This is a genomic window from Zavarzinia sp., from assembly GCF_041650655.1.
In the GTDB taxonomy this organism is placed as follows: Bacteria; Pseudomonadota; Alphaproteobacteria; order Zavarziniales; family Zavarziniaceae; genus Zavarzinia.
Genome location: NZ_JBAZKR010000041.1, coordinates 13707 through 38447 on the forward strand (window position 1 = coordinate 13707; position 24741 = coordinate 38447).

General features: G+C 69.4%; 25 protein-coding genes. 18 read left to right on the top strand and 7 right to left on the bottom strand.

All coding sequences use genetic code 11. From position 1 onward, the window contains the following. The first annotated feature begins 89 nt into the window (after window positions 1–89). From WC493_RS11155 to fixJ, 3 genes are all read left to right on the top strand, one after another. Entirely contained in the window at window positions 90–569 is a 480-nt protein-coding gene (locus WC493_RS11155; protein ID WP_373065581.1) for a thermonuclease family protein, read from the top strand. Between the two features lie 146 nt (window positions 570–715). Beyond that, window positions 716–2101, top strand: coding sequence for a sensor histidine kinase (locus tag WC493_RS11160; RefSeq protein ID WP_373065582.1), 1386 nt, complete (start codon window positions 716–718; stop codon window positions 2099–2101). After that, entirely contained in the window at window positions 2094–2699 is a 606-nt protein-coding gene (fixJ, locus tag WC493_RS11165; RefSeq protein WP_373065583.1) for a response regulator FixJ, read from the top strand. Before WC493_RS11160 ends, fixJ begins: the two co-directional genes overlap by 8 nt. Here fixJ and WC493_RS11170 read toward each other — a convergent pair whose 3' ends face one another. Next, the gene (locus WC493_RS11170) at window positions 2700–3101 is read right to left on the bottom strand and encodes a response regulator (protein ID WP_373065584.1); all 402 of its coding nucleotides are present in this window, start codon (window positions 3099–3101) and stop codon (window positions 2700–2702) included. It lies immediately after the preceding gene. 161 nt (window positions 3102–3262) lie between these two features. Here WC493_RS11170 and WC493_RS11175 point away from each other — a divergent pair, with 161 nt between their 5' ends. From WC493_RS11175 to WC493_RS11215, 9 genes are all read left to right on the top strand, one after another. Beyond that, window positions 3263–3934 (top strand): helix-turn-helix domain-containing protein, encoded by a 672-nt coding sequence (locus WC493_RS11175; protein WP_373065585.1) that lies wholly within the window; start codon window positions 3263–3265, stop codon window positions 3932–3934. Between the two features lie 98 nt (window positions 3935–4032). Beyond that, window positions 4033–4737, top strand: a complete 705-nt coding sequence (locus tag WC493_RS11180; protein ID WP_373065586.1) for a peroxiredoxin — start codon at window positions 4033–4035, stop codon at window positions 4735–4737. Continuing rightward, window positions 4734–5171, top strand: a complete 438-nt coding sequence (locus tag WC493_RS11185) for an ArsR/SmtB family transcription factor (protein WP_373065587.1) — start codon at window positions 4734–4736, stop codon at window positions 5169–5171. Before WC493_RS11180 ends, WC493_RS11185 begins: the two co-directional genes overlap by 4 nt. 538 nt (window positions 5172–5709) lie before the next feature. After that, complete coding sequence (locus WC493_RS11190; protein ID WP_373065588.1) at window positions 5710–6573, top strand: MBL fold metallo-hydrolase; 864 nt, start codon at window positions 5710–5712, stop codon at window positions 6571–6573. Between the two features lie 11 nt (window positions 6574–6584). Further along, window positions 6585–6785 (top strand): DUF2892 domain-containing protein, encoded by a 201-nt coding sequence (locus WC493_RS11195; RefSeq protein ID WP_373065589.1) that lies wholly within the window; start codon window positions 6585–6587, stop codon window positions 6783–6785. Window positions 6786–6792: 7 nt separating this feature from the next. Next, the gene (locus tag WC493_RS11200; RefSeq protein WP_373065590.1) at window positions 6793–7224 is read left to right on the top strand and encodes a TIGR01244 family sulfur transferase; all 432 of its coding nucleotides are present in this window, start codon (window positions 6793–6795) and stop codon (window positions 7222–7224) included. Window positions 7225–7229: 5 nt separating this feature from the next. After that, on the top strand, window positions 7230–7844 hold the full coding sequence (locus tag WC493_RS11205) for a class I SAM-dependent methyltransferase (RefSeq protein ID WP_373065591.1): 615 nt from the start codon (window positions 7230–7232) through the stop codon (window positions 7842–7844). A 4-nt stretch (window positions 7845–7848) separates the two neighbouring features. Continuing rightward, window positions 7849–9600: a SulP family inorganic anion transporter gene (locus tag WC493_RS11210; RefSeq protein WP_373065592.1), complete on the top strand. Its 1752-nt coding sequence runs from the start codon at window positions 7849–7851 to the stop codon at window positions 9598–9600. A gap of 18 nt (window positions 9601–9618) precedes the next feature. Beyond that, window positions 9619–10239, top strand: coding sequence for a glutathione S-transferase family protein (locus WC493_RS11215; RefSeq protein WP_373065593.1), 621 nt, complete (start codon window positions 9619–9621; stop codon window positions 10237–10239). Here the strand turns inward: WC493_RS11215 and WC493_RS11220 are convergent, their stop codons facing one another. Genes WC493_RS11220 through WC493_RS11230 form a run of 3 tightly spaced genes read right to left on the bottom strand, consistent with a single transcriptional unit; the run spans window position 10240 to window position 11735 of the window. Beyond that, a complete protein-coding gene (locus WC493_RS11220; RefSeq protein WP_373065594.1) occupies window positions 10240–10890 on the bottom strand; it encodes a DUF599 domain-containing protein in 651 nt (216 codons plus the stop codon). 3 nt (window positions 10891–10893) lie between these two features. After that, window positions 10894–11304 carry a DUF6691 family protein gene (locus WC493_RS11225; protein ID WP_373065595.1) on the bottom strand — a complete coding sequence of 137 codons (411 nt, stop codon included), beginning with the start codon at window positions 11302–11304 and terminating at the stop codon, window positions 10894–10896. Between the two features lie 8 nt (window positions 11305–11312). Beyond that, the gene (locus tag WC493_RS11230; RefSeq protein ID WP_373065596.1) at window positions 11313–11735 is read right to left on the bottom strand and encodes a YeeE/YedE family protein; all 423 of its coding nucleotides are present in this window, start codon (window positions 11733–11735) and stop codon (window positions 11313–11315) included. Between the two features lie 178 nt (window positions 11736–11913). Between WC493_RS11230 and WC493_RS11235 the strand changes: the two genes are divergently transcribed. From WC493_RS11235 to cydX, 6 genes are all read left to right on the top strand, one after another. Beyond that, entirely contained in the window at window positions 11914–12306 is a 393-nt protein-coding gene (locus WC493_RS11235; RefSeq protein WP_373065597.1) for a hypothetical protein, read from the top strand. A gap of 214 nt (window positions 12307–12520) precedes the next feature. Beyond that, window positions 12521–14230 carry a thiol reductant ABC exporter subunit CydD gene (gene cydD, locus WC493_RS11240; protein ID WP_373065598.1) on the top strand — a complete coding sequence of 570 codons (1710 nt, stop codon included), beginning with the start codon at window positions 12521–12523 and terminating at the stop codon, window positions 14228–14230. After that, window positions 14212–15882, top strand: coding sequence for a thiol reductant ABC exporter subunit CydC (gene cydC, locus WC493_RS11245; protein ID WP_373065599.1), 1671 nt, complete (start codon window positions 14212–14214; stop codon window positions 15880–15882). Before cydD ends, cydC begins: the two co-directional genes overlap by 19 nt. Before the next feature lie 68 nt (window positions 15883–15950). Beyond that, a complete protein-coding gene (locus WC493_RS11250) occupies window positions 15951–17528 on the top strand; it encodes a cytochrome ubiquinol oxidase subunit I (protein WP_373065600.1) in 1578 nt (525 codons plus the stop codon). A 5-nt stretch (window positions 17529–17533) separates the two neighbouring features. After that, window positions 17534–18688 (top strand): cytochrome d ubiquinol oxidase subunit II, encoded by a 1155-nt coding sequence (gene cydB, locus WC493_RS11255; protein WP_373065601.1) that lies wholly within the window; start codon window positions 17534–17536, stop codon window positions 18686–18688. A gap of 20 nt (window positions 18689–18708) precedes the next feature. After that, a complete protein-coding gene (gene cydX, locus WC493_RS11260) occupies window positions 18709–18834 on the top strand; it encodes a cytochrome bd-I oxidase subunit CydX (RefSeq protein ID WP_373065602.1) in 126 nt (41 codons plus the stop codon). Here cydX and WC493_RS11265 read toward each other — a convergent pair. The 3 genes from WC493_RS11265 to WC493_RS11275 all read right to left on the bottom strand — a co-directional run bounded on the left by WC493_RS11265 (window position 18815) and on the right by WC493_RS11275 (window position 24643). Continuing rightward, window positions 18815–20164, bottom strand: coding sequence for a putative bifunctional diguanylate cyclase/phosphodiesterase (locus WC493_RS11265; protein ID WP_373065603.1), 1350 nt, complete (start codon window positions 20162–20164; stop codon window positions 18815–18817). The two genes, cydX and WC493_RS11265, sit on opposite strands and share 20 nt — an antisense overlap. A gap of 134 nt (window positions 20165–20298) precedes the next feature. Further along, window positions 20299–21639: an NAD(P)/FAD-dependent oxidoreductase gene (locus tag WC493_RS11270; RefSeq protein ID WP_373065604.1), complete on the bottom strand. Its 1341-nt coding sequence runs from the start codon at window positions 21637–21639 to the stop codon at window positions 20299–20301. 22 nt (window positions 21640–21661) lie between these two features. Continuing rightward, window positions 21662–24643 (bottom strand): CHAT domain-containing protein, encoded by a 2982-nt coding sequence (locus tag WC493_RS11275; RefSeq protein WP_373065605.1) that lies wholly within the window; start codon window positions 24641–24643, stop codon window positions 21662–21664. Window positions 24644–24741 lie beyond the last annotated feature (98 nt).

Here is a 24741-nt window from a genome sequence, read left to right on the forward strand (position 1 = left end):
GGGTTCGGGTGCGCTCTCATAGCACCGGGCGCCGGCGCCCGCCACTGCGCCGCTTGCTGCCCGGCCCTTCGTTCGCTTATTGTTCCTGTATGACGCGTCGATTCCTGGTTCTCCCCGCCATCGTCCTGGTGCTGGCCGGGGCGGTTTTCGCCGCCGGGCACTTGTCGACCAAGCCGGCGCTGCTCGCCGCCCGCCTGACCGATGCCATGCCCGGCCCCTTCACGGCCGAGGTGATTTCCGTGGTCGACGGCGACACGCTCGAGGTCAGGGTGCCGATCTGGCTGGGCCAGGAAGTGGTGACAAGGGTCCGCCTCTCCGGTGTCGACACGCCGGAACTGCACGGCGATTGCGACGACGAACGGCGCAAGGCCCAGGCCGCGCGCGACCGCCTGAGCGAACTGGTGCGCAGCGGCACCGTCACCCTCCGCGACGTGCGCTACGACAAATATGGTGGCCGGGTGCTGGCCATCGTCTCGACCGCCGACGGCCGGCCGATCGCCGACCTGCTGATCGCCAGCGGCCTTGCGCGCGCCTATGACGGCAGGGCACGGTCTGGTTGGTGCGGCTGACGACTTTCCCTTGTTCTTCCGTGATTGCAAATTAATCTCGGTCCGGGCGATTCGGTGCGAAGGGGGCGGTGATGGGCGACGGCAGGCGGGTGCCGGCTCTTTACAGCGAACGGCACTGGCGTTCTTTTGTCCTCGCGGCGGCTGCCGTGGGTGCTGTGCTCGGACTCGGCCTGCTGGCCGAGGGGCGCTTGGTCTTCCCGGTGATCTATCTGCCGCTGACCGCCGCTGTCCTGATCGGGACGGCGGCCGGCGGCTTCCTGCCCGGTGTGTTGGCGACAGCAATCGGCCTCGTGGTCCCCGTGCTGGCGCGTGACGGCGCTGCAGCGGCCGACATGTCGGCCCCCCTCATGTTCGCGGCCACCGGAATCGCCCTCTCGCTGGGGGGCGGCTGGTTCCATTCCACCCGGCTTCGCGCCGCCGCCAACAATGATCACCTGCGCTCGATCCTCGAGACCGTGCCGGACGCCATGATCGTGATCGATTCCCATGGCCTGATGCGCTCCTTCAGCGCGGCGGCGGAACGGCTCTTCGGCTGGAACGCCGACGAGATGATCGGGCGCAATGTCTCGACCCTGATGCCCGATCCCTACCGGACGGCGCACGACGGCTATCTGGCCCGCTACCTGAAGACCAACGAGAAGCGGATCATTGGCGTGGGCCGCATCATCGTCGGCCAGCGCAAGGACGGCACCACCTTCCCGATGGAACTGCACGTCGGCGAGACCCGCGGCCGCGAACGCTTCTTCACCGGCTTCATACGCGATCTGTCCGAGCGCCAGCAGGTCGAGGCGCGGCTGCAGGACCTGCAGGCGGAACTGGTCCATGTCTCGCGCCTGATGGCGGTCGGCGAGATGGCGTCGATGCTGGCGCACGAGCTGAACCAGCCGCTCTCGGCGATCGCCAATCTGCTCTCGGGCTCGCGCCGGCTGATCGAGCGCGGCCGGGAAGAGGATGGTCCCAAGATCGCGGAAGCGGTGCAGAAGGCGGCGCAGCAGGCGCTCCGGGCCGGCGACATCATCCACCGGATGCGCAATTTCGTCAGCCGGGGCGACGGCGAGCGCAGCGTCGAGAATCTGTCGAAGGTGATCGAGGAAGCCTGTGCCCTCGCTCTGGTGGGGGCCAAGGAACGCCAGATCGACGTGCGTTTCCAGCTCGATCCGGCCGTCACCTCGGTCTTCGTCGACCGGGTGCAGATCCAGCAGGTGCTGCTCAACCTGATCCGCAACGCGATCGAGGCGATGCAGGACGGGGCCGTGCGCCGCCTGCTGATCGCCACCGCCAAGCGCGAGGACGGCAGCGCCCTGATCAGCGTCGCCGATACCGGCTCGGGTCTCGCCGACGAGATCCGCGAGCGCCTGTTCCAGGCCTTCATGACCACCAAGCCCCAGGGCATGGGCGTCGGCCTGTCGATCTCGCGCTCGATCGTCGATGCCCATGGCGGGCGCATCTGGGCCGAAGCCAATCCCGGCGGTGGCACCATCTTCTATTTCACCTTGCCACCCGCACCGATGGAGGGCGCCACCGATGAGTGAGATGTTGGTACACCTCATCGACGACGATGACAGCGCGCGCGACGCGCTCGCCTTCATGCTCGAGTCGGCGGATTACCGGGTCGTCACCTTTCCCGCCGCACCCGCCTTCCTGGAGGCCCTGCCGGGCCTCGCCAAGGGCTGCATCGTGACCGACGTGCGCATGCCGGACATGACCGGGATCGAGCTGGTGCACCGCCTGAACGCGCTCAAGGTGACGATGCCGGTGATCGTGATCACGGGGCACGGCGACATTCCCCTGGCGATCGAGGCGATGCGCGCCGGCGTCGTCGACTTCATCGAGAAGCCCTTCGCCGAGGAACGCATCCTGGACGCCCTGGCGATGGCGGCCGAGCGCCTCGGCCCGGACGAGACCGCTGCGGAACGCCAGGCGATCCTGGACCGCATGGCGACCCTTTCGGAACGCGAGCGCGAAGTGCTGGACGGCGTGGTCGCCGGACGGCCCAACAAGATCATCGCCCGCGACCTCGGCATCAGCCCGCGCACGGTCGAAATCTACCGTGCCAAGGTGATGGCCAAGATGCAGGCGGACAATCTGGCGGCATTGGTGCGCATGTCGCTCGCCCTCGGCGCCGCCTGATCAGAGCAGCGAACGGATCTTCCGGCTGAGGGCATCGGTTATCAGCGGCTTTTCGACGATCGGCGTGCCCATGCGCTTGGCCCGCCGGCGGCAGCGATCGTCGGGCTCCGTCGTGATCAGGACGGCGGGGGCGACGGCGCCGCGGCGGCGCAATTCGGCCAGGAGGTCGAGGCCGTCGAGCGGGGTCAGCAGGAAATCGATGATGAAACAGGCGGCCCGATCGAGATCGGGGGCCGACAGGACCGATCCTTGGTCGGGGAAGCTGCGGGTGGCGTAGCCCTCGGTCTCGAGCGCGAAAGACAATGCGTCCAGCAAAGCCGCATCATCTTCCACGAGGAAGATGCAGGGCCTTCTGTCCGCTGTGACCATCATGCCGGCCGATTCGTCGCTACGCATGTCCATTGGCGTTACGGTGTCGCAGTTTTCGTGGGTTTCCCTTGATCCAACGCAATGCCGGGCGGATTCGGGGCCGCATACGTAGTTTCCCTTAGGCGTCCTCCCGGAATTTCCGATCAGAGCGCGAGGCGGTATCCCTTTTGTGTCGCCAGCGAGAGGAGCCGCCGATGCTCGAGAACACCCAGATCGTCACCGCCGCGAATGCCGTGTTCCCGATGCCCTCGATGGTGCTCGAAGGGGATCTGCCGCTGGACGGCGGCCAAGTCGTCCGCTTCGGCCGTGACGAAGAGATCTTCGGCCAGGGCGAACGCGCCGACTGTGTCTTCAAGGTGATTTCGGGCTGGGTGCGCACGTACCGCATCCTGCGCGATGGCCGCCGGCAGGTCGAAGGCTTCCACGTTGCCGGCGAATATTTCGGCATCGAAGCGGGCGCCGCGCATCGCGCCTCGGCCGAGGCGCTGGGCGGTGCCACCGTCGTCGTCATGCGCCGCTCCACCCTGAACGAATTGGCCGCGCGTCAGAGCGACATCGCCGCCACCCTGTTCCGCCTCGCGGTCCAGGGCCTGCAGCGCAGCCAGGAACATGTCGCGATGCTGAGCCACAAGTCGGCCGTCGAGCGGGTCGCCGGCTTCCTGCTCGACATGGCGGAACGGGCCGACGCCGGCCGTGGCTTCGAACTGCCGATGACCCGCCAGGACATCGCCGACTATCTGAGCCTGACCATCGAGACCGTGTCGCGCACCCTGAGCCAGCTCCAGGCGAACGGCCTGATCGACATCCCGCGTTCCCGTAACATCGTGCTGCGCGAGCGCGAAGCCCTGGCCGACATGTGCGAGTGAGCGCGGCCTTAACACTTAAGAAATATTGAAATTGAGGGGCGAAAGGCGCTATAGCTGATCCTGTGGTTTCACCCAGTTTTGCAGGGGCACACAGGATCGTGATCGAGGGCGAGGCATCGGGCGAGGAATCGCTGGATCTCTATGACCGAATGCCCCTGATCGGCGAGGCGGCGCCCGATTTCCGGGCCCGTTCGACCCTGGGCGAGGTCGTGCTCTCGGCTTACCGCGGGCGTTGGGTCCTGCTGCTCTCCCATCCGGCCGATTTCACCCCGGTCTGCACTTCCGAATTCGTCGCCCTGGCCAAAGCGCAGGAGCGTTTCCGGGCGCTCGGCTGTGAGCTGATCGCGCTCTCGGTCGACAGTCTGTTCGCCCATATCGCCTGGTGCTTGTCGATCGAAGAGAAATTCGGCCAGCGCATCACCTTTCCGATCGTCGAGGATGTCTCGCTGGCGATTTCGCGTGCCTTCGGCATGGTGCATCCCGGTGTCGGCACTACCGCGACCATTCGTGCCTGCTTCGTGATCGACCCCGACGGGGTGATCCAGGCGATCCAATATTATCCGATGGCGGTCGGCCGCTCGGTCGAGGAGTTGCTGCGCCTGGTCGCCGCCCTGACCACCGTCTCCTCCGACGGTTGTTCGGTCCCGGCCGACTGGCGCCCGGGTGAACAGGCGCTGCAACCGGCCCCGCTCTCGCTCGACGAGGCGCGCGGGCGCCGGGCCGAGGCCGGTGCCGCCGACTGGTATTTCGCCACCGGCGCCGGGAAGGCCAAGGGCCGCGGCGGTCGCGGAGGTGCGTCATGACGGGTGAGGGGCTCACCTCCCTGGCCGACGAGGCCGCGGAATTCCTCAAGATCCTGGCCAATTCGAACCGCCTGATGATCGTCTGCCACCTGTTGCACGGCGAACGGTCGGTGGCCGAACTCGAGGCCGACCTGGCGATCCGCCAGCCGACCCTGTCGCAGCAGCTCGGCATCCTGCGCGAGGCCGGCATCGTGACCAGCCGGCGCGACGCCAAATCGGTGATCTATCAGCTGGCCGACGACCGCGCCCGTCCGCTGATCGACGTCATGAACCAGTTGTTCTGCGCGGTACCCGAGGGGCGCCCGGCACCGCCCCCGCCACCGGCCCCGTTGCCGGGCGGCGAAACCTGGCGGAAGGCGGGCGGCGGCCCGCGTCCGCTCGGCGAAGCCGCGGCCTTCCCGACCGTCCGGCGCCGGCCGCGGCGTGGGGTCTGAGCCCGGCACGACACAGTCGATCGAGCACGTCCGCCCGCGCGGGCGGCGCTGCGCCATGCCACCCGGCTGACGGCTGCCCGGTCGAGGAAATCAAGTCGGCAAAAATGCCGCCCTCCAGTGGTTTCCTCCACCCCGCACCATCTGAATTCGTCATGGCCGGGCGCAGTCCCGGCCATCCACGCGACCAAGCCGCCTCTTGCGTCGACGAAGGTAGCTCGTCCCGACGTGGATGCCCGGGGCAAGCCCGGGCATGACGATTGTGAGTGGTGCCGGGGGTACCTTGAAGCAATCCGATTTCCTAAACCGGAAAGCCGTGGGTTCGTACCGGACATCCACGCGAACACCGTCGGTAGGGAGCTGCCATGGATGGCCGTGTCGAGCACGGCCATGACGGGCGAGGTCGTTTTTCAATGGATGCGTTGGTGCAGATTGCGTCGCAATTTCCGGCGTGGGCCTGTGAGATAGGGGTTGAAATTCATTATATAAAAACATAAATTCTAGAAACATAAAGAGTGCGGCCAGCCCAGGAGCCCCGTCCATGAAGCCCGTCGTCCAAGCCTTCTTCGATCCGGCCACCTATACGGTCAGCTATGTCGTCGAAGATCCGGCGACCAAGGTGGCCGCGATCGTCGATTCCGTGCTCGATTACGATCCGGCGTCCGGCCGCACCTCCCATGCCTCCGCCGACGAGATCATCGCCTTCGTGAAGGCCCGCGGCCTTACCGTCGAATGGCTGCTGGAGACCCATGTCCATGCCGACCACCTGTCGGCCGCGCCCTACCTGAAGGCGGCCCTGGGCGGCAAGCTCGCCATCGGCGCCAACATCAAGGTGGTGCAGGGGATCTTCGCCAAGGTCTTCAACGCCGAGCCGGGCTTTGCCACCGACGGACGCCAGTTCGACCATCTGTTCACGGATGGCGAGACCTTCGAGGTCGGTTCGATCGAGGCCCGGGCGCTGCACACGCCGGGTCACACGCCGGCCTGCATGACCTATGTGATCGGCGATGCCGGCTTCGTCGGCGATACGCTGTTCATGCCCGACTACGGCACGGCGCGTTGCGACTTCCCGGGGGGCGACGCTGCCACGCTCTATCGCTCGATCCGGCGGATCTTCGCCCTGCCGCCGGAAACCCGCCTCTTCATGTGCCACGACTACAAGGCCCCCGGGCGCGACAGCTACGCCTGGGAGACCACGGTCGGGGACGAGAAGGCGCGCAACGTCCATGTCCACGACGGCATCGCGGAAGCGGATTTCGTGAAGATGCGCAAGACGCGCGACGCTACGCTGGACATGCCGCGCCTGATCCTGCCCTCGGTCCAGGTCAACATGCGCGCGGGCGAACTGCCCCCGCCCGAGAGCAATGGTACGCGTTACCTGAAGATTCCCCTGAACGCCCTTTGAGGAGTTTCGTCATGACCCAGAATGTCGGCTCTGCCGATCGCATCCTGCGCATCGTCGTAGGCCTGATCCTGCTCTCCCTCCTCGTCGTGCTGGACGGCTCGGCCCGCTGGTTCGGCCTGATCGGCATCGTGCCGCTGGCGACCGCCGCCATGGGTTGGTGCCCGCTCTACACTCTGCTCGGCATCAAGACCTGCCCGGCCGGCAAACGCTGAGGCGATCATGGAAGCGCTGAAGCAGATCACCCCGGGGCTCACCGTGACCGGCGGGGTTTCGGTCGCCGATGTCGCCAAGCTGGCGGCCATGGGCTTCAAGACCCTGATCAACAATCGCCCGGACGGTGAGGAGTGGGGCCAGGCCAAGTCGGCCGCCATCGCCGCCGCCGCCGAAGCCCAGGGCATGGCCTATCGCCACCTGCCGATCGCCTCGCCCATGGCGGCCTCGCCCGCCGTGGTCGCGAGCTTCGCCGAGGCGCTGGCCGAGCTGCCGGGGCCGGTGCTGGCTTTCTGCCGCTCGGGCAACCGCTCGGCCTCGCTCTGGGCGCTCGCCCAGGCCGGGAACATGTCGGCCGACGACATCGTGGCGACCGCCCGGGCCGGCGGCTGCGATCTCTCCGGCCTCCGCCCCCTGCTCGGGGCGGCCAGCCGGGGATGACGCCGGTGACGCTGCCGGCACCGCCCGATTGGGACGCCCGTTTCTCGGGCGACGAGGCGCTCTATGGCCTCGCCCCTTCGGCCTTCGTGCTCGATTGCAGCCTGGCGTTGGCCCCCGGCGCCCGCCTGCTCTGCCTGGCCGAGGGCCAGGGGCGGAATGCCCTGGCGCTGGCCGCACGCGGCTTCGAGGTGACGGCGCTCGACCTTTCGGGCGTCGCCTGCCGCCAGCTTCAGGCCCGGGCGACGGCGCTGCGCCTGCCCATCACGGTGCGCCAGCAGGATCTCGGCCTGTGGTCGCCGCCCGCGGCGGCCTTCGACGCGGTGGTGCAGGTCTACGGCCACCTGCCGGCGGCGCTCCGCCGGACCCTGCATCGCCAGATCGTCGAGGCCCTGGCGCCGCGCGGCATGGTGATCATCGAAGGTTTCCGGCGCGAACAGTTCGGCCGCGCCTCCGGCGGGCCGCGCAATCCGGACTGGCTCTATACCGAGGACGAATTGCGGGCCGATTTCACCGACCTCGCGATCGAACATCTGTCGACCCCCGACGTGGCCCTGGACGAGGGTGAGGGACACCGCGGCCAGGGTGCCCTGATCCGCTTCCGCGCCCGCCGCCCGGCCTGACGCCATGCCGCCTGTGTTGCGCCGCCTGCTGCCCTGTCTCGACTGGGCCGCCCACTATCGCCGCGACGATTTCGCGGCCGATGCCGTCGCCGCCATCGTCGTCACCATCATGCTGGTGCCGCAGAGCCTGGCCTATGCCTTGCTGGCCGGGCTGCCGCCCTATATCGGCCTCTACGCTTCGATCCTGCCGCTGATCGCCTATGCCGTCTTCGGCACCAGCCGGACCATGGCGGTCGGCCCGGTCGCGGTGATCTCGCTGATGACCGCGTCGGCGATCGGGCCGGTGGTGGCCGGCGGCACCGCCGGCTATCTGGCCGCGGCCCTGGTGCTGGCCCTGGAATCGGGTCTGATCCTGCTCGCCATGGGTCTGCTGCGGCTCGGCTTCCTGGCCAATTTCATCAGCCATTCGGTGATCTCGGGCTTCCTCACCGCCTCGGGTGTGCTGATCGCGACCAGCCAGATCAAGCATATCCTGGGCGTCAAGGCGGCGGGCGACACGCTGCCGTCGCTGCTCGAAGGGCTGGCGGCGACGGTCGGCGGCACCAATGGGATCACGGTGGCGGTCGGCCTCGCCGCACTGGGCTTCCTCTATTGGGCGCGGCGGCGGCTGAAATTCCTGCTGCGCCGGCTCGGCCTGTCGCCCCGTGTCGCCGACATCCTGGCCAAGACGGGTCCGGTTCTCGCCGTCGCAGTCTCGACCCTGGTGGTCGCCGCCCTGTCGCTCGACCAGGCCGGGGTCAAGGTGGTGGGGGCGATCCCGGCGGGCCTGCCGCCCCTGACCCTGCCGGTGTTCGACCCGGTGCTCTGGCTCCGGCTGCTGGTGCCGTCGCTGCTGATCGCCCTGGTCGGCTTCGTCGAATCGGTTTCGATCGCCCATACGCTGGGCGCCCGGCGGCGCGACCGGATCGACGCCGACGCCGAACTGGTGGCGCTCGGCGTCTCCAACCTGGCGGCCGGCCTGACCGGCGGCTATCCGGTGACCGGCGGGCTCACCCGTTCGGTGGTCAATCACGAGGCCGGGGCGGAGACACAGTTCGCCGGCGTGATGACCGCGGGCGGCATCGTCGTCGCCATGCTGTGGCTGACCTCGCTGTTCGAGAAGCTGCCCCAGGCCGTGCTGGCGGCGATCATCATCCTGGCCGTCATCCCGCTGATCGACATCGCCGCGCTGAAGCGGGCCTTCGCCTATTCCAAGGCCGATTTCGCGGCCATGGTGGTGACCATTGTCACCGTCCTGTTCGAAGGGGTCGAGGCCGGCATCACGGCCGGTGCGGCACTCTCCATTCTGCTCTTCCTCTATCGCACCAGCCGGCCCCATATGGCGATCGTCGGCCGCGTGCCGGGGACGGAGCACTACCGGAATGTCGAGCGTCACGCCGTGATCACCAGCGACACGGTGCTGACGGTCCGCGTCGACGAGAGCCTCTATTTCGCCAATGCCCGCTACCTGGAAGACCGGATCTACGACCTGGTGACCAGCCGGCCCAAGGTCGCCCATGTCGTGTTGCAATGTTCGGCCGTCAATCTGATCGATGCCAGTGCCCTCGAAAGCCTGGAGGCGATCGACGCCCGCCTGCGCGATGCCGGCGTCACCTTCCACCTCTCCGAGGTGAAGGGGCCGGTGATGGACCGCCTGAAGCGGAGCGATTTCCTGCGCCATCTCTCCGGCCGAGTCTTCCTCAGTCAGGCCGAGGCGATGGCGGCCCTCGACCCCGCCACGCTTGACGTGGCGAAGCCGGTGGCCGTCACTGCGTGAAGTCGCGCGGGAGGTGCCATGCTGACGATCTGGGGACGGGCCAATTCGTCCAATGTGAAGAAAGTCCTCTGGTGCGCCGAGGAACTGGATCTCGCCTATGACCGGCGCGAGGCGGGCGGTGCCTTCGGCGTGGTCGACACGGCGGAATACCGCCGCCTGAATCCGACCGGCCTGGTGCCGACGATCGAGGACGCCGGCTTCGTCCTCTGGGAATCGAACGCCATCGTGCGCTATCTGGCCGCCACCTATGGCCGCGACCTGCTGTGGCTCGAGGAACCGCGCCACCGCGGCCATGCCGACCGCTGGATGGATTGGTGCAGCACCGCCTTCGCGCCGGTCTTCGGCCCGATCTTCCGGGGCTTGGTACGCACCCCGCCGGAGCAGCGCGACGCGGCCGCGATCGAGGCAGCGATCGTCGCTGCCGGCCGCCTGCTGGCGATTCCCGAGGCGGCCTTGGCCGAATGGCCCTATCTCTCGGGTGACGGGCTCGGCATCGGCGACATTCCGCTCGGCGTCCTGATCCACGGTTGGTTCAACCTGCCGATCGAGCGGCCGGCGACGCCCTATCTGGCGCGCTGGTACGCCCTGCTGAAGGAACGCCCGGCCTATGCCCGGGTGGTGGCAACGCCGCTGAGCTGATCAGGCGGTCTCGGTCCCGGGCGAGCGCTGGTCGAACCAGGTCAGCACCGCCATCACGGCGAAGGCGCCGGGCAGGGCGGCCAGGGGCTCCAACAGGGCGGCGATCAGCGGCGCCAGATGGATCAGCGTGCGCAGGCTGTCGCTGTAATAACGCCCGGCCAGGGCGACATAGCGCCGCGCCGTCGCCCGGTCGTCGTCGGTCGCCGCCGGCCCAAAGCCGACCAGATAGGACAGGTGGTTGTAGAAACGCGACGACTGGGTGGCGAACAGGAAGGCGGCGAACAGCACGACGATCAGTAAGGCCCCGACGGTCAGGCGGATCGGATGCACCGCCTCTTCGGCCCCGCTGCCCGGCACATGCAGGACGACGCGGAAGGCGATAGGGCCGATCAGGCTGATCGTGCCCATCAGGGCGATCACCGTGGTCGAGGCGACGATGGTCGCCGCCATCAGGGAATTGCGGATCGTCTGCACGGCGACGATCTCCTGGCCCGGGCGGGCGGTGATCGCCGCGAGCCAGCGTTCCCGCATGGTGATGTGGCGCAGGCGCGCGGTCAGGCGGTGGCGCTGGCGGATCTCGAACAGGGTGGTGAGCAGGGCACCCGCCACCAGGGCGGCCCAGCGCAGCGTTTCGAGCACCGCCGCGTCCATGGCTCAGCGCCGGGCGAAGCGCACGATCGCCATGCCGACCAGCATGGCGGCGAGCAGGGCGAAGACATCGAGACTGCCCGACACGGCCGAAGAAACGGCAGCACCCGGGCAGTAGCCGGCCAGGCCCCAGCCGACGCCGAAGATCGCCGCCCCGCCCACCAGGGCGGGGTCGATGTCCTTCCGCGTCGGGAGCTGGAAGTTGGGGGCGAGCAGCGGGCGGCCCCGCGCCATGGTCAGGCGGTAGCCGAAGAAGGTGATCACCACGCCGGCGCCCATGACGAAGGCGAGCGAGGGATTCCACGCCCCGGCGATGTCGAGGAAGCCGAGCACGACGGCAGGATCGGTCATGCCGCCGAGGGCGAGGCCGAGGCCGAACAGGATGCCGGCGGCGAGAGCGGCGAGAATGCGGGCCATGGTGCGGATCACAAGAGATGGTGGGTGACGAAGACGGTGAGCGCGCCGGTCGCCATGAAGGTGCCGACGGCGACGAAGGAGCGGACCGACAGGCGCGGCAGGCCGCAGATGCCGTGGCCCGAGGTGCAGCCGGAGCCGAGGGCGGTACCGATGCCGACCAGCAGGCCCGAGGCGACCATGGCGGGCAGGCTCGCCGCCGGGGCGCCGATGCCGTTCGCGCCGGTCACGAGCTGCAACACCACAGGCCCGAGCAGCAGGCCCACGATGAAGGCATAGCGCCAAGCGGCCTCGTCGCCCGCGGCCGGCTTCGGCGGCAACAGGCCGCCGACGATGCCGCTGATGCCGGCGATCCGGCCGAGCGACGCCATCAGCAGGACGGCCGACAGGGCGAGAAAAGCTCCGCCCAGGGCGGGCAGGAGAAACTGGGTCATGATTCCGGGCCTCGCATGGCTTCCGACGGTTTGTTCAATATATAATATATGTATTCGTAAAATGAAATATGCGATGCCGTTGAGCCATATCAAGGCCCCTCCCGGATGCCGCGAGCATGATCCTCCCCTGTCGGGCCGAGGAGATTCTTCGCCCGCCCGGGCCTGAAGGAAGCATTCCGTGGTGGCAGTCGGCGATATTCGAGACGGGTGGAGGCGCCAGGCACTGGCGTTTCTCGCCGTCTTCGCCCTGCTGATCGGCGGTGTGGCCCCCCTGTCTCCGATGACGCCGGTCCGCATCGATTCGCTCGCTGCGCTCAAGGCGGCATTGGCCGAACTTTGCGGCGACGGTTACACGGCACCGCTCGACCGCAAATCGCCGCCGGCATCGAAATATCGATGCCAGGTGTGCATCACCACCGCCATGGCGGGGCAGTTCCTCGGCACTGCGCCCGCCACGCTGGTCGCACCGGAACGGCATGGAACGACGGATTGGCATCGGCAGCCCCTCACTGCGCCGGTCCTTCGTCATGTCGTCAGCGTCCAGCCGCGGGGGCCGCCCGTCCTCCTCTGACGGAACGTCAGGCTGCGCACTCGCGCTGCTGATGACTGCCTTTCCGGGGCGGTTCGCGCCCCGTTGCTATCTTTCGAGTTACGGCGCCGGGCAAGGGTCCGGCATCTGATCCATGTTGTCGCAGTCGGGCGAAACAGCCTTGCCGCGTGGATTGTCGGTGCCGATCATGATATTAAGAGTTATTGAAATTAGGAACGGCGGGATGGCATCCAGAATGGATCCGCGATCCGACGAGGCGGAAGAATCCGCCGCCGGTAGTGGCGAGGCCGCAGGTGTCGCCGCTGGCGGCCGGGTCGAAGCCGGCGCCGTCCTCTCGCTCCTGGCCGCCTTGGCTTGGCTGCCGATCGCTGCCCTTCTCGCCCTTTCCGTGCAGCGTCTGGCCGATGGCGCCGGCCTCTCCACCGTCATCCTTCCGGCGCTCGCCGTCGCCCTGCTGGGCGTCGGGCGGGCCGTGCTCGATGCCGCCGGTGCGCGGCTCTCCTTCCGTCATGCGCGGGCTGCGGTCGGCGCTGCCCGGGCCCGGGCCAGCGCCATGCTTGCCACCGGCTCGCCGCTCGATCCCGGGCGCCATCCGGCCGGTCTGGCCGCCAGCGTGCTGGCCGAACAGGCCGAGGCCCTGGTGCCCTTCCTGGCCCGCTTCCGGCCGGTACAGCTCCGCGTCGTCGCCGTGCCGCTGGCGATCCTCGCCGTCGTCGTGCCGCTGTCCTGGGCCGCCGCCCTGGTCCTGCTGGTGGCGGCGCCGCTGATCCCGGTCTTCATGGCCCTGGTCGGCTGGCGCGCCCAGGCGGCGAGCGAGGCCCAGATGGTCGAACTCGGCGGCATGAATGCCTTTCTGCTCGACCGTCTGCGCGGCCTGCCCACGCTGCGCGGGCTGGGCGCGGTCGAGGCGACGGCGCGCCGGCTCCAGGTCCAGGCGCTCGATCTCTGCCGCCGCACCCTGCAGGTGCTGCGCATCGCCTTCCTGTCGTCCGCCGTGCTCGAACTCTTCTCCATGCTGGGGGTCGCCATGGTGGCGGTCTATATCGGTTTCCACCTGCTCGGCCAGATCGGTTTCGGCGCCTGGGGCGGCCGGCTCGATCTCGGCCAGGCCCTGTTCATCCTGCTGCTGGCGCCCGCCTTTTTCGAGCCGCTGCGCGATCTCTCCGCGGTCTGGCATGACCGGGCGGCGGGGGCGGCCGGGCTCGATGCCCTGGCCCGGCTCGGCGCTCCCGGCATGGTGCTGCCCGGTGCCCTCGACCCCGTGCCCGCCCGTCCCGCGACGGGCGCGCTCGGGGTCGAGCTGCGCGGCCTGCGCTTCACCCATCAAGGTGCGGCCGAACCGGTGCTGGACGGTTTCGACTTGGTCGTGAAACCGGGCGAGCGGGTCGCCCTGCTCGGTCCCTCGGGCGCCGGCAAATCCACCGTGCTCTCGCTCATCGCCGGCCTGGCGCCGGCCGAGGCGGGGCGGATTTCGATCGGCGGCCTCGCCCTGACGGCGGAGACGGCGGCGGCGGCACGGGCTGGCCTGGCCTGGGTCGGCCAGCGGCCCCATGTCTTCGCCGGGTCGATGCGGGCCAACGTCGCCCTCGGTCGCGACGGCGTCGACGGCGCGGCGGTCGCGGCGGCGCTCCGTGTCGCGGCACTGGACGGCGTCGCGGGCGAGGGGGCGGCGCGCCAGCTCGGCGAAGGCGGCATCGGCATCTCGGGCGGCGAGGCGCCGCGTCTCGCCCTGGCCCGTGCGGCCGCGACGCCGGACCTCGGCCTCGTGCTGGCGGACGAACCGACCGCCCATCTCGACCAGGCGACCGCGCGGGCGGTCACCGGGGGCCTCCTGGCCCTCACCGAAGGGGTGACGCTGATCGTCGCCACCCACGACCCGGCGCTGGCCGCTGCCATGGACCGCACGGTGACGATCGGAGGTGCGCCATGCGCCGCCGTGGCCTGAGCGTCCTGCTCGCCCTCGCCGATCGCCGCCGGCTGCTGCTGGGGGCACTGCTCGCCGTGGTGACGGCGCTGGCCGGGCTCACCCTGCTCGGCCTGTCCGGCTGGTTCATCACGGCGAGTGCCATCGTCGGCCTGGCGCCGGCGGCGGCCTTGGCCTTCAACGTCTTCGCGCCCTCGGCCGGCATCCGCCTGCTGGCGATCGGGCGCACCGCCTCCCGCTACGGCGAGCGGCTGGTCACCCATGACGCCACACTCACGCTGCTCGCGGCCCTTCGCGTCCGTCTGTTCCGCGGCTATGCCGTGGCCGGGGCGGCGCGCGAGCTGGCGGCGCGGCCGGCCCGCCTGCTGTTCCGTCTGACCGGCGACATCGATTCGCTCGAAGCGATCTATCTGAAGCTCGTGGTGCCGGTGACGGCGGTCCTGGGGACGGCGCTGGTGGCCTCGCTCGCCCTCGGCTTGCTGGCGCCCTGGCTGGGCGCGGCGCTGGCCGCCGTGCTGCTGCTGGCCGGGGTTTCCGTGCCCCTGCTGGCGGCCCGGGCGGCTCGCCGGCCGGCCCGGCGCCGCGCCCTCGGCCTCGAGGCGTTGCGTTCCCGGACGATCGACCTGGTGGACGGCCAGACCGAATGGGTCGTCGCCGGGCGCCTGGCGGCCCGGCGTGATGCGGTGCTGGCGGCCGACGCCTATCTGGCCGCGGCGGACGACCGGCTGAACCGGATCGAGACCGGCGCCGGCCTCGCCTTCGGGCTGGTCGGCGCCCTGCTGCCGGCCGGCATTCTGCTCGGTTCCGCGGCCTTGATCCAGGCCGGTCGCATCGACGCACCCCTGGCGGCCATGGCCATCCTGGTCGCGGTCGCGGTGATGGAGCCCTTCGGCGCACTGCGCCGGGGCGCGGTCGAACTCGGCCGCAGCCTGCTCGCCCTCGACCGTCTCGGTCCGGTGCTGACCGCACCGCCGGTGGAGCGGCATCCGGTGGCCCCGCCGGCCGGCCTCGCCGTCGCACTTTCGGGCGTGCGTTTCTGCCGCGACGGGCGGCCACTGTTCGAGCATCTGGATCTCGACGTGGCGGCGGGCGAGATCGTCGCCCTGGTCGGACCGAGTGGCGCCGGCAAGTCCAGCCTGCTCGCCCTGATCGCGGGCGAGGAGCAGGCGGATAGCGGCACCGTCACCGCCGCACCGGCTGCCCTGATGACTCAGGCGAGCCACCTGTTCCGCGACAGCCTGGCCGAAAACCTGCGTCTCGCCGCCCCCGAGGCCGACGATGCCCTTCTTTGGGCGGCGCTCGACGCCGCCGGCCTGGCCGAGGATGTGCGCGCGCTGCCGCAGGGTCTTGCGACCCGTCTCGGCGACGGTGGTCTGGGTCTTTCCGGCGGCCAGGGGCGGCGCCTCGCGCTGGCCCGGCTTCTCTTGCACGCGGCCCCCCTCCGGCTCCTCGACGAGCCGACCGAGGGGTTGGACCGCGACACCGCCCGCGACGTCCTGGCCCGCATCCGGGCCGGCGCTGCGGGCCACACCATGCTGATTGCCACCCACCTCAGGCGCGAGGCGGCGATCGCCGACCGCCTGCTGGCGGTGGGCGACGGCGGCGCTATCCGGTCCGCCCGCAGGGGCGAGCCGGCTTTCGATGACATGCTTGCCCGGTTGAGGGACGGGTAGGCGGTCTTTTGCCCGGCAACGGGCTAGGTCCATCAGGAGGGCGCCGGTGGATGCCGGCGCGAAATGACATGGAACTGGACATTGTCGGCCTGTCGCGACTGCAGTTCGCGATGACGGCCCTCTATCACTTTCTCTTCGTGCCGCTGACGCTCGGCCTCTCCATCCTGCTCGCCATCATGGAGACGGTCTATGTCATGACGGGCCGCTCGATCTGGCGCCAGATGACGAAATTCTGGGGCACGCTGTTCGGCATCAACTTCGTGCTGGGCGTCGCCACCGGTATCGTCATGGAATTCCAGTTCGGCATGAATTGGAGCTACTACAGCCACTATGTGGGCGATATCTTCGGCGCGCCGCTGGCGATCGAAGGCCTGATGGCCTTCTTCCTGGAGGCGACCTTCGTCGGCCTGTTCTTCTTCGGCTGGGACCGCATGTCGAAGGTCGGGCACCTGACTGCCACCTGGGCGGTGGCGCTCGGCTCCAACCTCTCGGCGCTGTGGATCCTGATCGCCAACGGCTGGATGCAGAACCCGGTGGGTTCCACGTTCAACCCGCTGACCATGCGGATGGAAGTGTCGAACTTCTTCGAGGTGCTGTTCAACCCGGTGGCCCAGGCCAAATTCGTGCACACGGTCTCGGCCGGTTACGTGACCGCCTCGATCTTCGTGCTCGGCGTTTCGGCCTGGTATGCCCTGAAGGGCCGCCACATGGAGATCGCCAAGCGCTCGATGACGGTCGCCGCCTCCTTCGGCCTCGCCGCCTCGCTCTCGGTCGTCGTCCTCGGTGACGAGAGCGGTTACCTGGCGACCGAGCACCAGAAGATGAAACTGGCCGCCATGGAAGGCATGTGGGAGACCGAAAAGGCGCCCGCCGACTTCACCTTGATCGGCTTCCCCGACCAGGAAGCGCGCGAGACCCACTATGCGATCAAGATCCCGGCCGTGCTCGGCCTGATCTCGACCCGCAGCCTGACCGACCCGCTGCCGGGCATCAAGGACCTGGTCGAGAAGGCCAAGGACCGCATCCGTCAGGGCATCGCCGCCTATGACGCCCTGCAGAAGATCCGCGCTGCCGGTTCGATGGCCGCGGTGCCGGCCGACGTGAAGACCGCCTTCGAAGACAATGGCCAGCAGCTCGGCTATGCCCTCCTGCTGAAGCGCTATGTCGACGATCCGCGGCAGGCGACCGACGAACAGGTCACCAAGGCGGCCTGGGATACCGTGCCCCAGGTGTCGCCGCTGTTCTGGTCGTTCCGCCTGATGGTCGGGCTCGGCTTCCTCTTCATCGCCCTGCTCGGCACTTTCTTCGTGCTCTCGGCCCGGCGCAACCTGCTGAAACGCACCTGGCTGCTCCGGCTCGCCGTGCTGGTCATCCCGCTGCCTTGGCTCGCTGCCGAACTCGGTTGGTTCGTCGCCGAATTCGGGCGTCAGCCGTGGATCATCGAAGGCGTGCTGCCGACCGCGGCCGCGGTCTCCAGCCTGGGGGCCGGCACCGTGTTGCTGACCCTCGCCGGCTTTGTCGCGATCTACACCATCCTGATCGTCATCGAGATGGGCCTGATGCTGAAGGCGATCCGCCTGGGTCCCGAGGCGGACGAGCAGCCCGAAGCCGAACTGATCTCTCCCGCCATCGTGCCGGTGGAGTAACGACAATGACCCTGCACACACTCCTCGACTATGAAACGCTCCGCCTGATCTGGTGGGTGCTGATGGGCGTGTTGCTCATCGGCTTCGCCGCGACGGACGGTTTCGACCTCGGCGTCGGCGCCCTGATCCCCTTCGTCGGCAAGACCGACCTCGAACGGCGCATCGCCATCAACACGGTGGGGCCGGTCTGGGAAGGTAACCAAGTCTGGTTGATCACCGGGGGCGGCGCCATTTTCGCCGCTTGGCCGCCGCTCTATGCGGTCAGCTTCTCGGGCTTCTACCTCGCCATGTTCGCTACGCTGGCGGCCTTGATCCTGCGTCCCGTGGGCTTCAAGTACCGCAGCAAACGCGAAAGTGCGACCTGGCGGAACGCCTGGGACTGGGGCCTCTTCGTCGGCGGCTTCGTGCCTTCGCTGATCTTCGGCGTGGCGGTCGGCAACGTGCTTCAGGGCGTTCCCTTCCGGCTCGACGCCGACCTGCGGATCTTCTACGACGGCACTTTCTTCGGCCTGCTCAACCCCTATGCCCTGCTGTGCGGCCTGCTCTCGGTCGCCATGCTGGTCACCCACGGGGCGGCTTGGCTCGTGCTGAAGGCCGACGGGGCGGTGCAGGAACGGGCGCGCGCCATCGGCATGGTGACGGCGCTCGCCTCCTTTGCGCTCTTCCTGCTCGGCGGTGTCGCCCTCGGCCTGATGGTCGACGGCTATGTCATCACCAGCGCGGTCGATCCCGAAGGGCCGTCGAACCCGTTGCTGAAGACGGCCGCCGTCATGCCGGGGGCCTGGTTCGCCAATTACGGCGCCCATCCCTGGCTGCTGATCGCCCCGGCGCTCGGCCTCGCCGGTTCGCTGCTCGCCTTCGCCGGGCTGCGCGCCCGGCGCGAGGTGGCGACGCTGCTGGCCAGCAAGCTCGCCATTTTCGGCATCATCTCGACCGTCGGCGTCTCGATGTTCCCCTTCATCCTGCCGTCGTCGATCGATCCCAAGTCCAGCCTGACGGTGTTCGACGCCTCGTCGAGCCACCTCACGCTGTTCATCATGCTGGTGGTCACGGTGATCTTCCTGCCGATCGTTCTGGCCTACACGACCTGGGTCTACCGGGTGCTGTGGGGCAAGGTCGATCCCAAGTCGATCACCGCCAAGGGCGGCCACGCCTACTGACCGGGAAAAGGAGTTACGACATGTGGTACTTCGCCTGGCTGCTCGGCCTTCCACTGGCCGCCGCCTTCGCCGTCCTCAATGCCATGTGGTACGAGCTGATGGATCAGGAACAGCCCAAACGCAAGCTCAGCCGGGGTTTCCGCTGAGCGGCATCTGACGAGAAGCGGCCGGCGCGTTGGGCGCGCCGGCCGCGCCCCCTTGCCGGGCGGCGAGCCAGCGCATCAGCTCGTCTTCCGGCATGGGTTTGGCCAGGCGGTAGCCCTGGTATTGGTCGACCCCGAGGCGGGCCAGCAGTTCGAGCTGTTCGACCGTCTCGACCCCTTCCGCGATGATCTCCAGGCCCATGCCGTGGCCCAGTTCCACCGTGGCGCGCACGATCAGCGCCGCCGCCTTGGAGGTCGCCAATTCGTCGACGAAGGAACGATCGATCTTCAGCCCGGTCGCCGGGAAGCGGCGCAGCCGGTGCAGCGACGAATAGCCCATGCCGAAATCGTCGATCGAGACCTTGACGCCCAGGGCGCGTATGCTGGCCAGCAGGCAGACCGCCGCCTCCATGTCCTCGGCGATGGTGGTCTCTGTCATTTCGACCTCGAGCCACTCGGCCGGCACGCCGGTCTCGGCCATCACCTGCTGCAGGCCGAGGACATAGCCGCCGGCGTCCAACTCGCTGGGCGAGGCGTTGATCGCGACCGAGAAGGCGGTGCCCAGGGCGGCATTGATGCGCATGATGGCGAGACCTGCTTCGGTCGCCACCCACAAGTCGATGTCGCGGATGAGCCCGGTCTCTTCGGCCAGCTCGATGAAGACCTGGGGATCGACCGACCCCTGTCCTGGCCGGTGCCAGCGCACCAGTGCCTCGAAGCCCACCACGAGATTGTCCGGCAGCCGTGCTTTGGGCTGGAGATGCAGCGACATCTGCCCGCGTTCCAGGGCGTGGCGCAGGTCGGCGTGCATCTCGGCCCGCAGGCGTGCGGCGCGGGCGATCTCCTCGTCGAAATAGGCGACCTGCTGGCGGTAGCGGCCGGCGGCATTCAGCGCCGCGATGGCGCGTGAGAGCAGGACGTCGCTCGACTCACCATGATCCGGCGCGAAGACGACGCCCATCTTGAGGTCGACCCTGACCAAGTCGGTGCCGGCCGGCACGGGCCTGCCGATCGCCTGCAGGGCCCGGTCGATCAGGCCGACGACCTCGCTCTCGACCCGCTCGCTTTCCAGCAGGGCGAAATATTCATTGGCGAAGAGATGGCCGACCGGCACTTCCGCCAGTGCCTCGCGCAGCCGCAGACCGACTCCCTCGATCACTCGCTCGCGGCCGGAGAAGCCGAGGAGGTCCTCGATATTGGCGATGCCGACGATTTCGAACAGGACGACGGCGCGGCGCGGCTTTGCCTGGCCGGGAGTGACCGGCGTGTCCAGCCGCTCGATCAGCCATCGCCGATCGTAGGTAACCGGTGCCGTGCCCGGACCTGCGGTCATCTATCCTCCCTGCCGACCAGGCGCCCCTCACGGATCCACACGGCCGGTGCTGCCTCTCGATAAACAGTTAACGGCAGGATTCCAGCGTGGCAATAGGGTGGATCCCCAACCCCGCCGAATTGCGTAGGGCGGGATCACCGCCCGTGCCGGTCGCGCCAGGCGAAGGCGGCATAGGCCGCGCGCAGGTAGGCTTGGCGCAGGGCGGGGAAGGGGAAGCGGGGCAGGGGGCGTGTGATGGGCGTCGGCAGGTCGACCGCGAGCCCGGCGAGCCGCCGCCCGATCAGGGCGCCACCCAGGCTGCCCATGGCGACGCCATTGCCGTGGAAGGCCAGCAGGTAATGCACCGTGCCGTCCTCGGCCGTGCCGAGATGGGGCAGCAGGTCGTAGGCGAGATCGGTCAGGCCGCGCCAGAAATGGGTCGTCTCGACCCCGGCCAGGGTCGGGAACATGGCGGCGAGATCACTCTCCAGCCGCTGGCGCATGGTCCCCTCCGCCGCCGGGTCGGCGGAAATGCCGCCGCGGGCGCCGAACATCAGGCGACCGTCGGGCAGCAGGCGGAAATAATGCAGCAGGCGCCGCGTGTCGGCGCACATGGTCAGGCTGGTGAAGCCTTCCGCCGCCCGCTCGGCCTCGGTCAGCGGGCGGGTCGTCACGATGTTGGTGAGGACGGGGAGCAGGCGTCCCGTGAAGGCCGGATGCAGGTCGTCGCGGGTGAAGCCGGCGGTTGCCACCACGACTCGGTCGGCCAGGACCGAGCCTCGCGGCGTGGTCAGCCGGTGGCGGCGGCCTTCCCGCGTCCAGGCGAGCACCGGGCTCCGGCCGTGGACCCGGGCGCCCGCGGCGATCACCCGTGCCGCCAAGCCCTGGACATATTTCAGCGGATGCAGGGGGAAGCCGTGGGGCACCAGCAGGCCGGCCTTCGCTTCCGCCGTGCGGATGCCGTGTTCGGCCAGGGCTTCCGCGGGCAGCAGGGTGCAGGCCGTATCGAAGTGACGGGCGAAGAGATCCTTCTCCTCTTCGAGGCCGGCGATGGCCCTCGGATGGTGGGCCAGCACGGCCTCGCCCGCCGGCCCCGCCTCGGCGTCGATCGCCTCGTCCTGGAGCAGGTGGCGGACATGGTCGATGGCGGCGACCTGGAGGCGGAAGAAGCGCTGGGCTTCCTCGAGGCCGAAGCGGCGGATGATTCCGGGCCAGGACAGTTTGGCCGAGCCGAGGCAACAGAAGCCGCCGTTCCGGCCCGACGCCCCCCAGCCGATCGGCGCCGCGTCGAGCACGGCGACCGTGGCACTGCCGGCCCGGCGCAGCGCCAGGGCGGCATTGAGGCCGGTGAAACCGCCGCCGATCACGGCGACATCGACCGAAATTCCGCCCTCGAGCGGCGGGGCATCCGGGGCCGGGCCTGCCGAAGCAGCCCACCAGCTGGGAACCTTCTGGTCGTAGGCGTGGATCGACGGATGGTGGAGGTAAGCACGCATCCGTCGAGCCTACACCGGCTGATCAGTGCAGCGCGACCCCCGAGCCGTCGCCGATCGCGCTGAACGGCGCCCAGAACAGCGGGTGTGACCATTGGACCGGGATGCGCCCGGGTCCGGTGCCATCGATCAGGGTGAGCTGGGCCTTGCGCATCGCCGCCGCCCCGCCGGCACCGTCGCCCTGCGAGAAGATGTTGACCATCAGCGCCGCGGTCGACGCATCCGGCACCGGCCAGTGCGACACGACCAGGCGGCGGGCGCCGGCATAGAAGAAGGCGCGCGCCAGGCCCGACAGTGCTTCGCCGCCGTTCTTGCCGTCGGTGCCGCCGGTGTTGCAGGCCGAGAGCACGACGAGATCGGCATCGAGATGCAGGTCGAGAATGTCGCTGAGCTTCAGCAGTGCGCTGTCGGCCGTGCCGCCGGGTGGCGGGGTGACCAGCAGGGCCGGCTCTGCGAAGCAGCGGATGTCGCTCGCCAGCACGGCATGGGTGGCGAAATAGAGGATCCGATAGTCGGACAGCGGCTTGCCCTCGATCGCCGCCTTGGTGAAGGCGGGGCCGAGGGTCAGGGCGTCTGGCCCGGCGCCCACCAGATCGGCGACCTGGCGCAGTTCGATCGTGGTCGCCGGCAGGGCGCCGAGCGCGCCGAGCACCTTGCGGTCGCGCGTGCAATTGGCCGGCAGACTGGCGAACAGGCTGGCGAAATCGCGTGGCGGGCGATAGTCGCCGAAGCCGGCCATCACCTGGGTGCCGCCCGATGCGGCGGTGACCCGGCGGAGATCGGCGAAGGCCCGGACCGAGGGCACCATGGCCAGCGCATAGTGGCGCACCAGCCAGTCGACGCCGCGGTAATTCTCGCCGACGGCATTGCCCGGGCTCGCCACCAGGATGGCGAAGGGAATGCTGGCCAGCGGGCCGTTGGCGCTGGTGACCAGGGCGGTGACGCCGTCGAGGTCGGCCACTGCTGGGCCCAGCAGGGCGTCGTAGAGCTGGTTCGCCTGGGCGACGGGGAAGGGGGCGATGCCCTTCTTGCCCGCTGTCACACCCTTGCGCAGGGTCAGCACGGCATCGCCCAGGGCCTGGTCGCCGGCATCGATGCGCCAGACCCGCAGCCGGTCGCCGCGGACCAGGAAGCCATAGGTGGCATTCTCGGCCGTGGCGAAGGCGACCACCGCCTCGCCGGGCTTCAGCAGCTTCTGCAGCTCGGCGGCGGAAACCGGGGTCGCCAGCACCTGGCGATAGCCGGAGGAGGCGGCCTGAAGGGTCGAATCCAGGCCGCGCCCCTCGGCCTCGACCGCGGTGAGCTGGTCACGCAGCCCGGCGATCGCCTTGACGTCGCGGATCTCTTCCGGCGCGGAGAGGGCGCGGTTCAGCGCCGCCACCAGGGCATAGCGCTTGCGCTCGTTCTCCTGCTGGGCGCGGATTACCTGGCCGACTGCCTGGTCGCCGGCGGCGAGGCGGGCGGTCGCCAGGCTCACCGTGCGGCTGGTGATGCCGGAGCGCATGAGCTGCATCGCCTCGAACATCTCGACCGAGAGGGCGTCGCGCCGGGCCGGATCGGCCGCGGCGATGGCCGAGGCGGTGTCGAGGAAGCCGATCAATTCGCGCGGGCGGACTTCGGCATTGCGCGCCTTCAGGACGGCGAAGCCGCGGCGATAGGAGTCGAGCGCGGCATCGCCCTGGCCGGCGGCGTAGAGCGCCCGGCCGAGACCCAGGCGGGCCAGGCCTTCGGGGACAGAATCCGGCAGGATCGAAGCCCACAGGTTGACCGCCTCGCCCTGCTGGGCGACGGCACTGGCGCGGTCGTCGCGCGCCGCGGCGATGGTCGCCCGCGTCTCCAGGAACTGGGGCAGCCACCAGGGTGGCGCCACCCGGCTGTTGCGCACGATGCCGATCGCCTGATCGACCGCCGCCTGAGCCTCGTCCAAGCGGCCCATACGGAGCTGCAGGGCGGCTTCGGTGTGCAGGCTCTGCGCCACGTCGACCGCCAGCACCGAGGCCGAGACGCCGGCATAGGAGATCAGATCGTCGTTGCCGCCGGGCGGGGCACCGGCCACGGCACCCTCCCGCTCCGCCGCCTGGCGGCGCGCCGCGGTGGCGCGCTGGGCCAAGCCGAGGGCGACGTCCAGCTTGTTCTGGTTGGCCGCATCGATCGCCCGGTAGCTCAGCAGGCGCGGCGTGTCGGCCGGATTGGGGCTGGCCGCGGCCAGGCGCTCCGCCTCGTCGAAGACACCAGCCGCCTCGTCGAAGCGGCCCTGGTTGGACAGCTCCAGGGCGACATGCATCAGGGGATCGGCGCTGCTCGGATCGTCGCTGCCGATGGCGCTCGCCTGGGCCAGCAGGGCTTTCCGGTAATTCTCTTCCGAGGCGGCGAAATCCTGCACCGTGTCCTGATATTGGGCGGTCGCCATCGCGGTGTAATAGGCGTTCAGCGTGTCGGCGCCGACGACGGGCAGGCCGCTGGCGCCGCGGATGAAGGCGATCGCCCGGGATTCGGCGGTGGTGCCGCCCAGCGCGGCGCGGCCGAGGGCGGCCTGCATGGCCCGTTCGACCACCGGCACCGCGGCCGGAATGCCGTCGGCCAGGAACAGCTTGCCCTCCGCCGCGGCGGCGAAGGCGACCACGGGAAAGCCGCCGCTGCGCAGCCGGCACTGCATGAGGAGCCCGTCGATGTCGCCGGCGAAGCGGGTCGCCGTGGGGGCGGCGCAGGTCATGCGGGAATCGACTTCGGTCCGCCATTCGCCCTGGCGGATCGCGGCCTCCGGCGTCCCGCCGCCGGTGAGCGCGATCAGCCGGGCCGAGGGTTCCTGCCAGGAGCCGCAGTGGATCGCACGCCGCGCCGCACCGCTGCCCAGCGGCGAGGCTTCGGTCGTGACCGTGCAGGCTTCGCCGACCAGGTTCTTGCCGGCGTCGCGCGGCAGGCCGACCTGGTCGCCGCCGGCACAGCCCGCCAGGAAGACGAGGCCGGTGAGTAGGGCGGCCTGCGGGATGATGCGCCGGGCCTTCATCGCGGGGTCTCCTCCGCCGGGGCGGGCATGAGCAGGTCGAGGCGCCACAGCGCATCCTTGCCGGTGTTGGAAAAGACCGAACGCAGGTCGATGCCGAA

What these genes read in the sequence shown, in the direction of transcription:
- WC493_RS11155 (WP_373065581.1), top strand. Translation starts at nt 90, where the DNA reads ATGACGCGTCGATTCCTGGTTCTCCCCGCCATCGTCCTGGTGCTGGCC.
- fixJ (WP_373065583.1), top strand. Translation starts at nt 2,094, where the DNA reads ATGAGTGAGATGTTGGTACACCTCATCGACGACGATGACAGCGCGCGC.
- WC493_RS11170 (WP_373065584.1), bottom strand. Translation starts at nt 3,101, where the DNA reads ATGGACATGCGTAGCGACGAATCGGCCGGCATGATGGTCACAGCGGAC.
- WC493_RS11175 (WP_373065585.1), top strand. Translation starts at nt 3,263, where the DNA reads ATGCTCGAGAACACCCAGATCGTCACCGCCGCGAATGCCGTGTTCCCG.
- WC493_RS11185 (WP_373065587.1), top strand. Translation starts at nt 4,734, where the DNA reads ATGACGGGTGAGGGGCTCACCTCCCTGGCCGACGAGGCCGCGGAATTC.
- WC493_RS11190 (WP_373065588.1), top strand. Translation starts at nt 5,710, where the DNA reads ATGAAGCCCGTCGTCCAAGCCTTCTTCGATCCGGCCACCTATACGGTC.
- WC493_RS11195 (WP_373065589.1), top strand. Translation starts at nt 6,585, where the DNA reads ATGACCCAGAATGTCGGCTCTGCCGATCGCATCCTGCGCATCGTCGTA.
- WC493_RS11200 (WP_373065590.1), top strand. Translation starts at nt 6,793, where the DNA reads ATGGAAGCGCTGAAGCAGATCACCCCGGGGCTCACCGTGACCGGCGGG.
- WC493_RS11210 (WP_373065592.1), top strand. Translation starts at nt 7,849, where the DNA reads ATGCCGCCTGTGTTGCGCCGCCTGCTGCCCTGTCTCGACTGGGCCGCC.
- WC493_RS11215 (WP_373065593.1), top strand. Translation starts at nt 9,619, where the DNA reads ATGCTGACGATCTGGGGACGGGCCAATTCGTCCAATGTGAAGAAAGTC.
- WC493_RS11220 (WP_373065594.1), bottom strand. Translation starts at nt 10,890, where the DNA reads ATGGACGCGGCGGTGCTCGAAACGCTGCGCTGGGCCGCCCTGGTGGCG.
- WC493_RS11225 (WP_373065595.1), bottom strand. Translation starts at nt 11,304, where the DNA reads ATGGCCCGCATTCTCGCCGCTCTCGCCGCCGGCATCCTGTTCGGCCTC.
- WC493_RS11230 (WP_373065596.1), bottom strand. Translation starts at nt 11,735, where the DNA reads ATGACCCAGTTTCTCCTGCCCGCCCTGGGCGGAGCTTTTCTCGCCCTG.
- cydD (WP_373065598.1), top strand. Translation starts at nt 12,521, where the DNA reads ATGGATCCGCGATCCGACGAGGCGGAAGAATCCGCCGCCGGTAGTGGC.
- cydC (WP_373065599.1), top strand. Translation starts at nt 14,212, where the DNA reads ATGCGCCGCCGTGGCCTGAGCGTCCTGCTCGCCCTCGCCGATCGCCGC.
- WC493_RS11250 (WP_373065600.1), top strand. Translation starts at nt 15,951, where the DNA reads ATGGAACTGGACATTGTCGGCCTGTCGCGACTGCAGTTCGCGATGACG.
- cydB (WP_373065601.1), top strand. Translation starts at nt 17,534, where the DNA reads ATGACCCTGCACACACTCCTCGACTATGAAACGCTCCGCCTGATCTGG.
- cydX (WP_373065602.1), top strand. Translation starts at nt 18,709, where the DNA reads ATGTGGTACTTCGCCTGGCTGCTCGGCCTTCCACTGGCCGCCGCCTTC.
- WC493_RS11265 (WP_373065603.1), bottom strand. Translation starts at nt 20,164, where the DNA reads ATGACCGCAGGTCCGGGCACGGCACCGGTTACCTACGATCGGCGATGG.
- WC493_RS11270 (WP_373065604.1), bottom strand. Translation starts at nt 21,639, where the DNA reads ATGCGTGCTTACCTCCACCATCCGTCGATCCACGCCTACGACCAGAAG.
- WC493_RS11275 (WP_373065605.1), bottom strand. Translation starts at nt 24,643, where the DNA reads ATGAAGGCCCGGCGCATCATCCCGCAGGCCGCCCTACTCACCGGCCTC.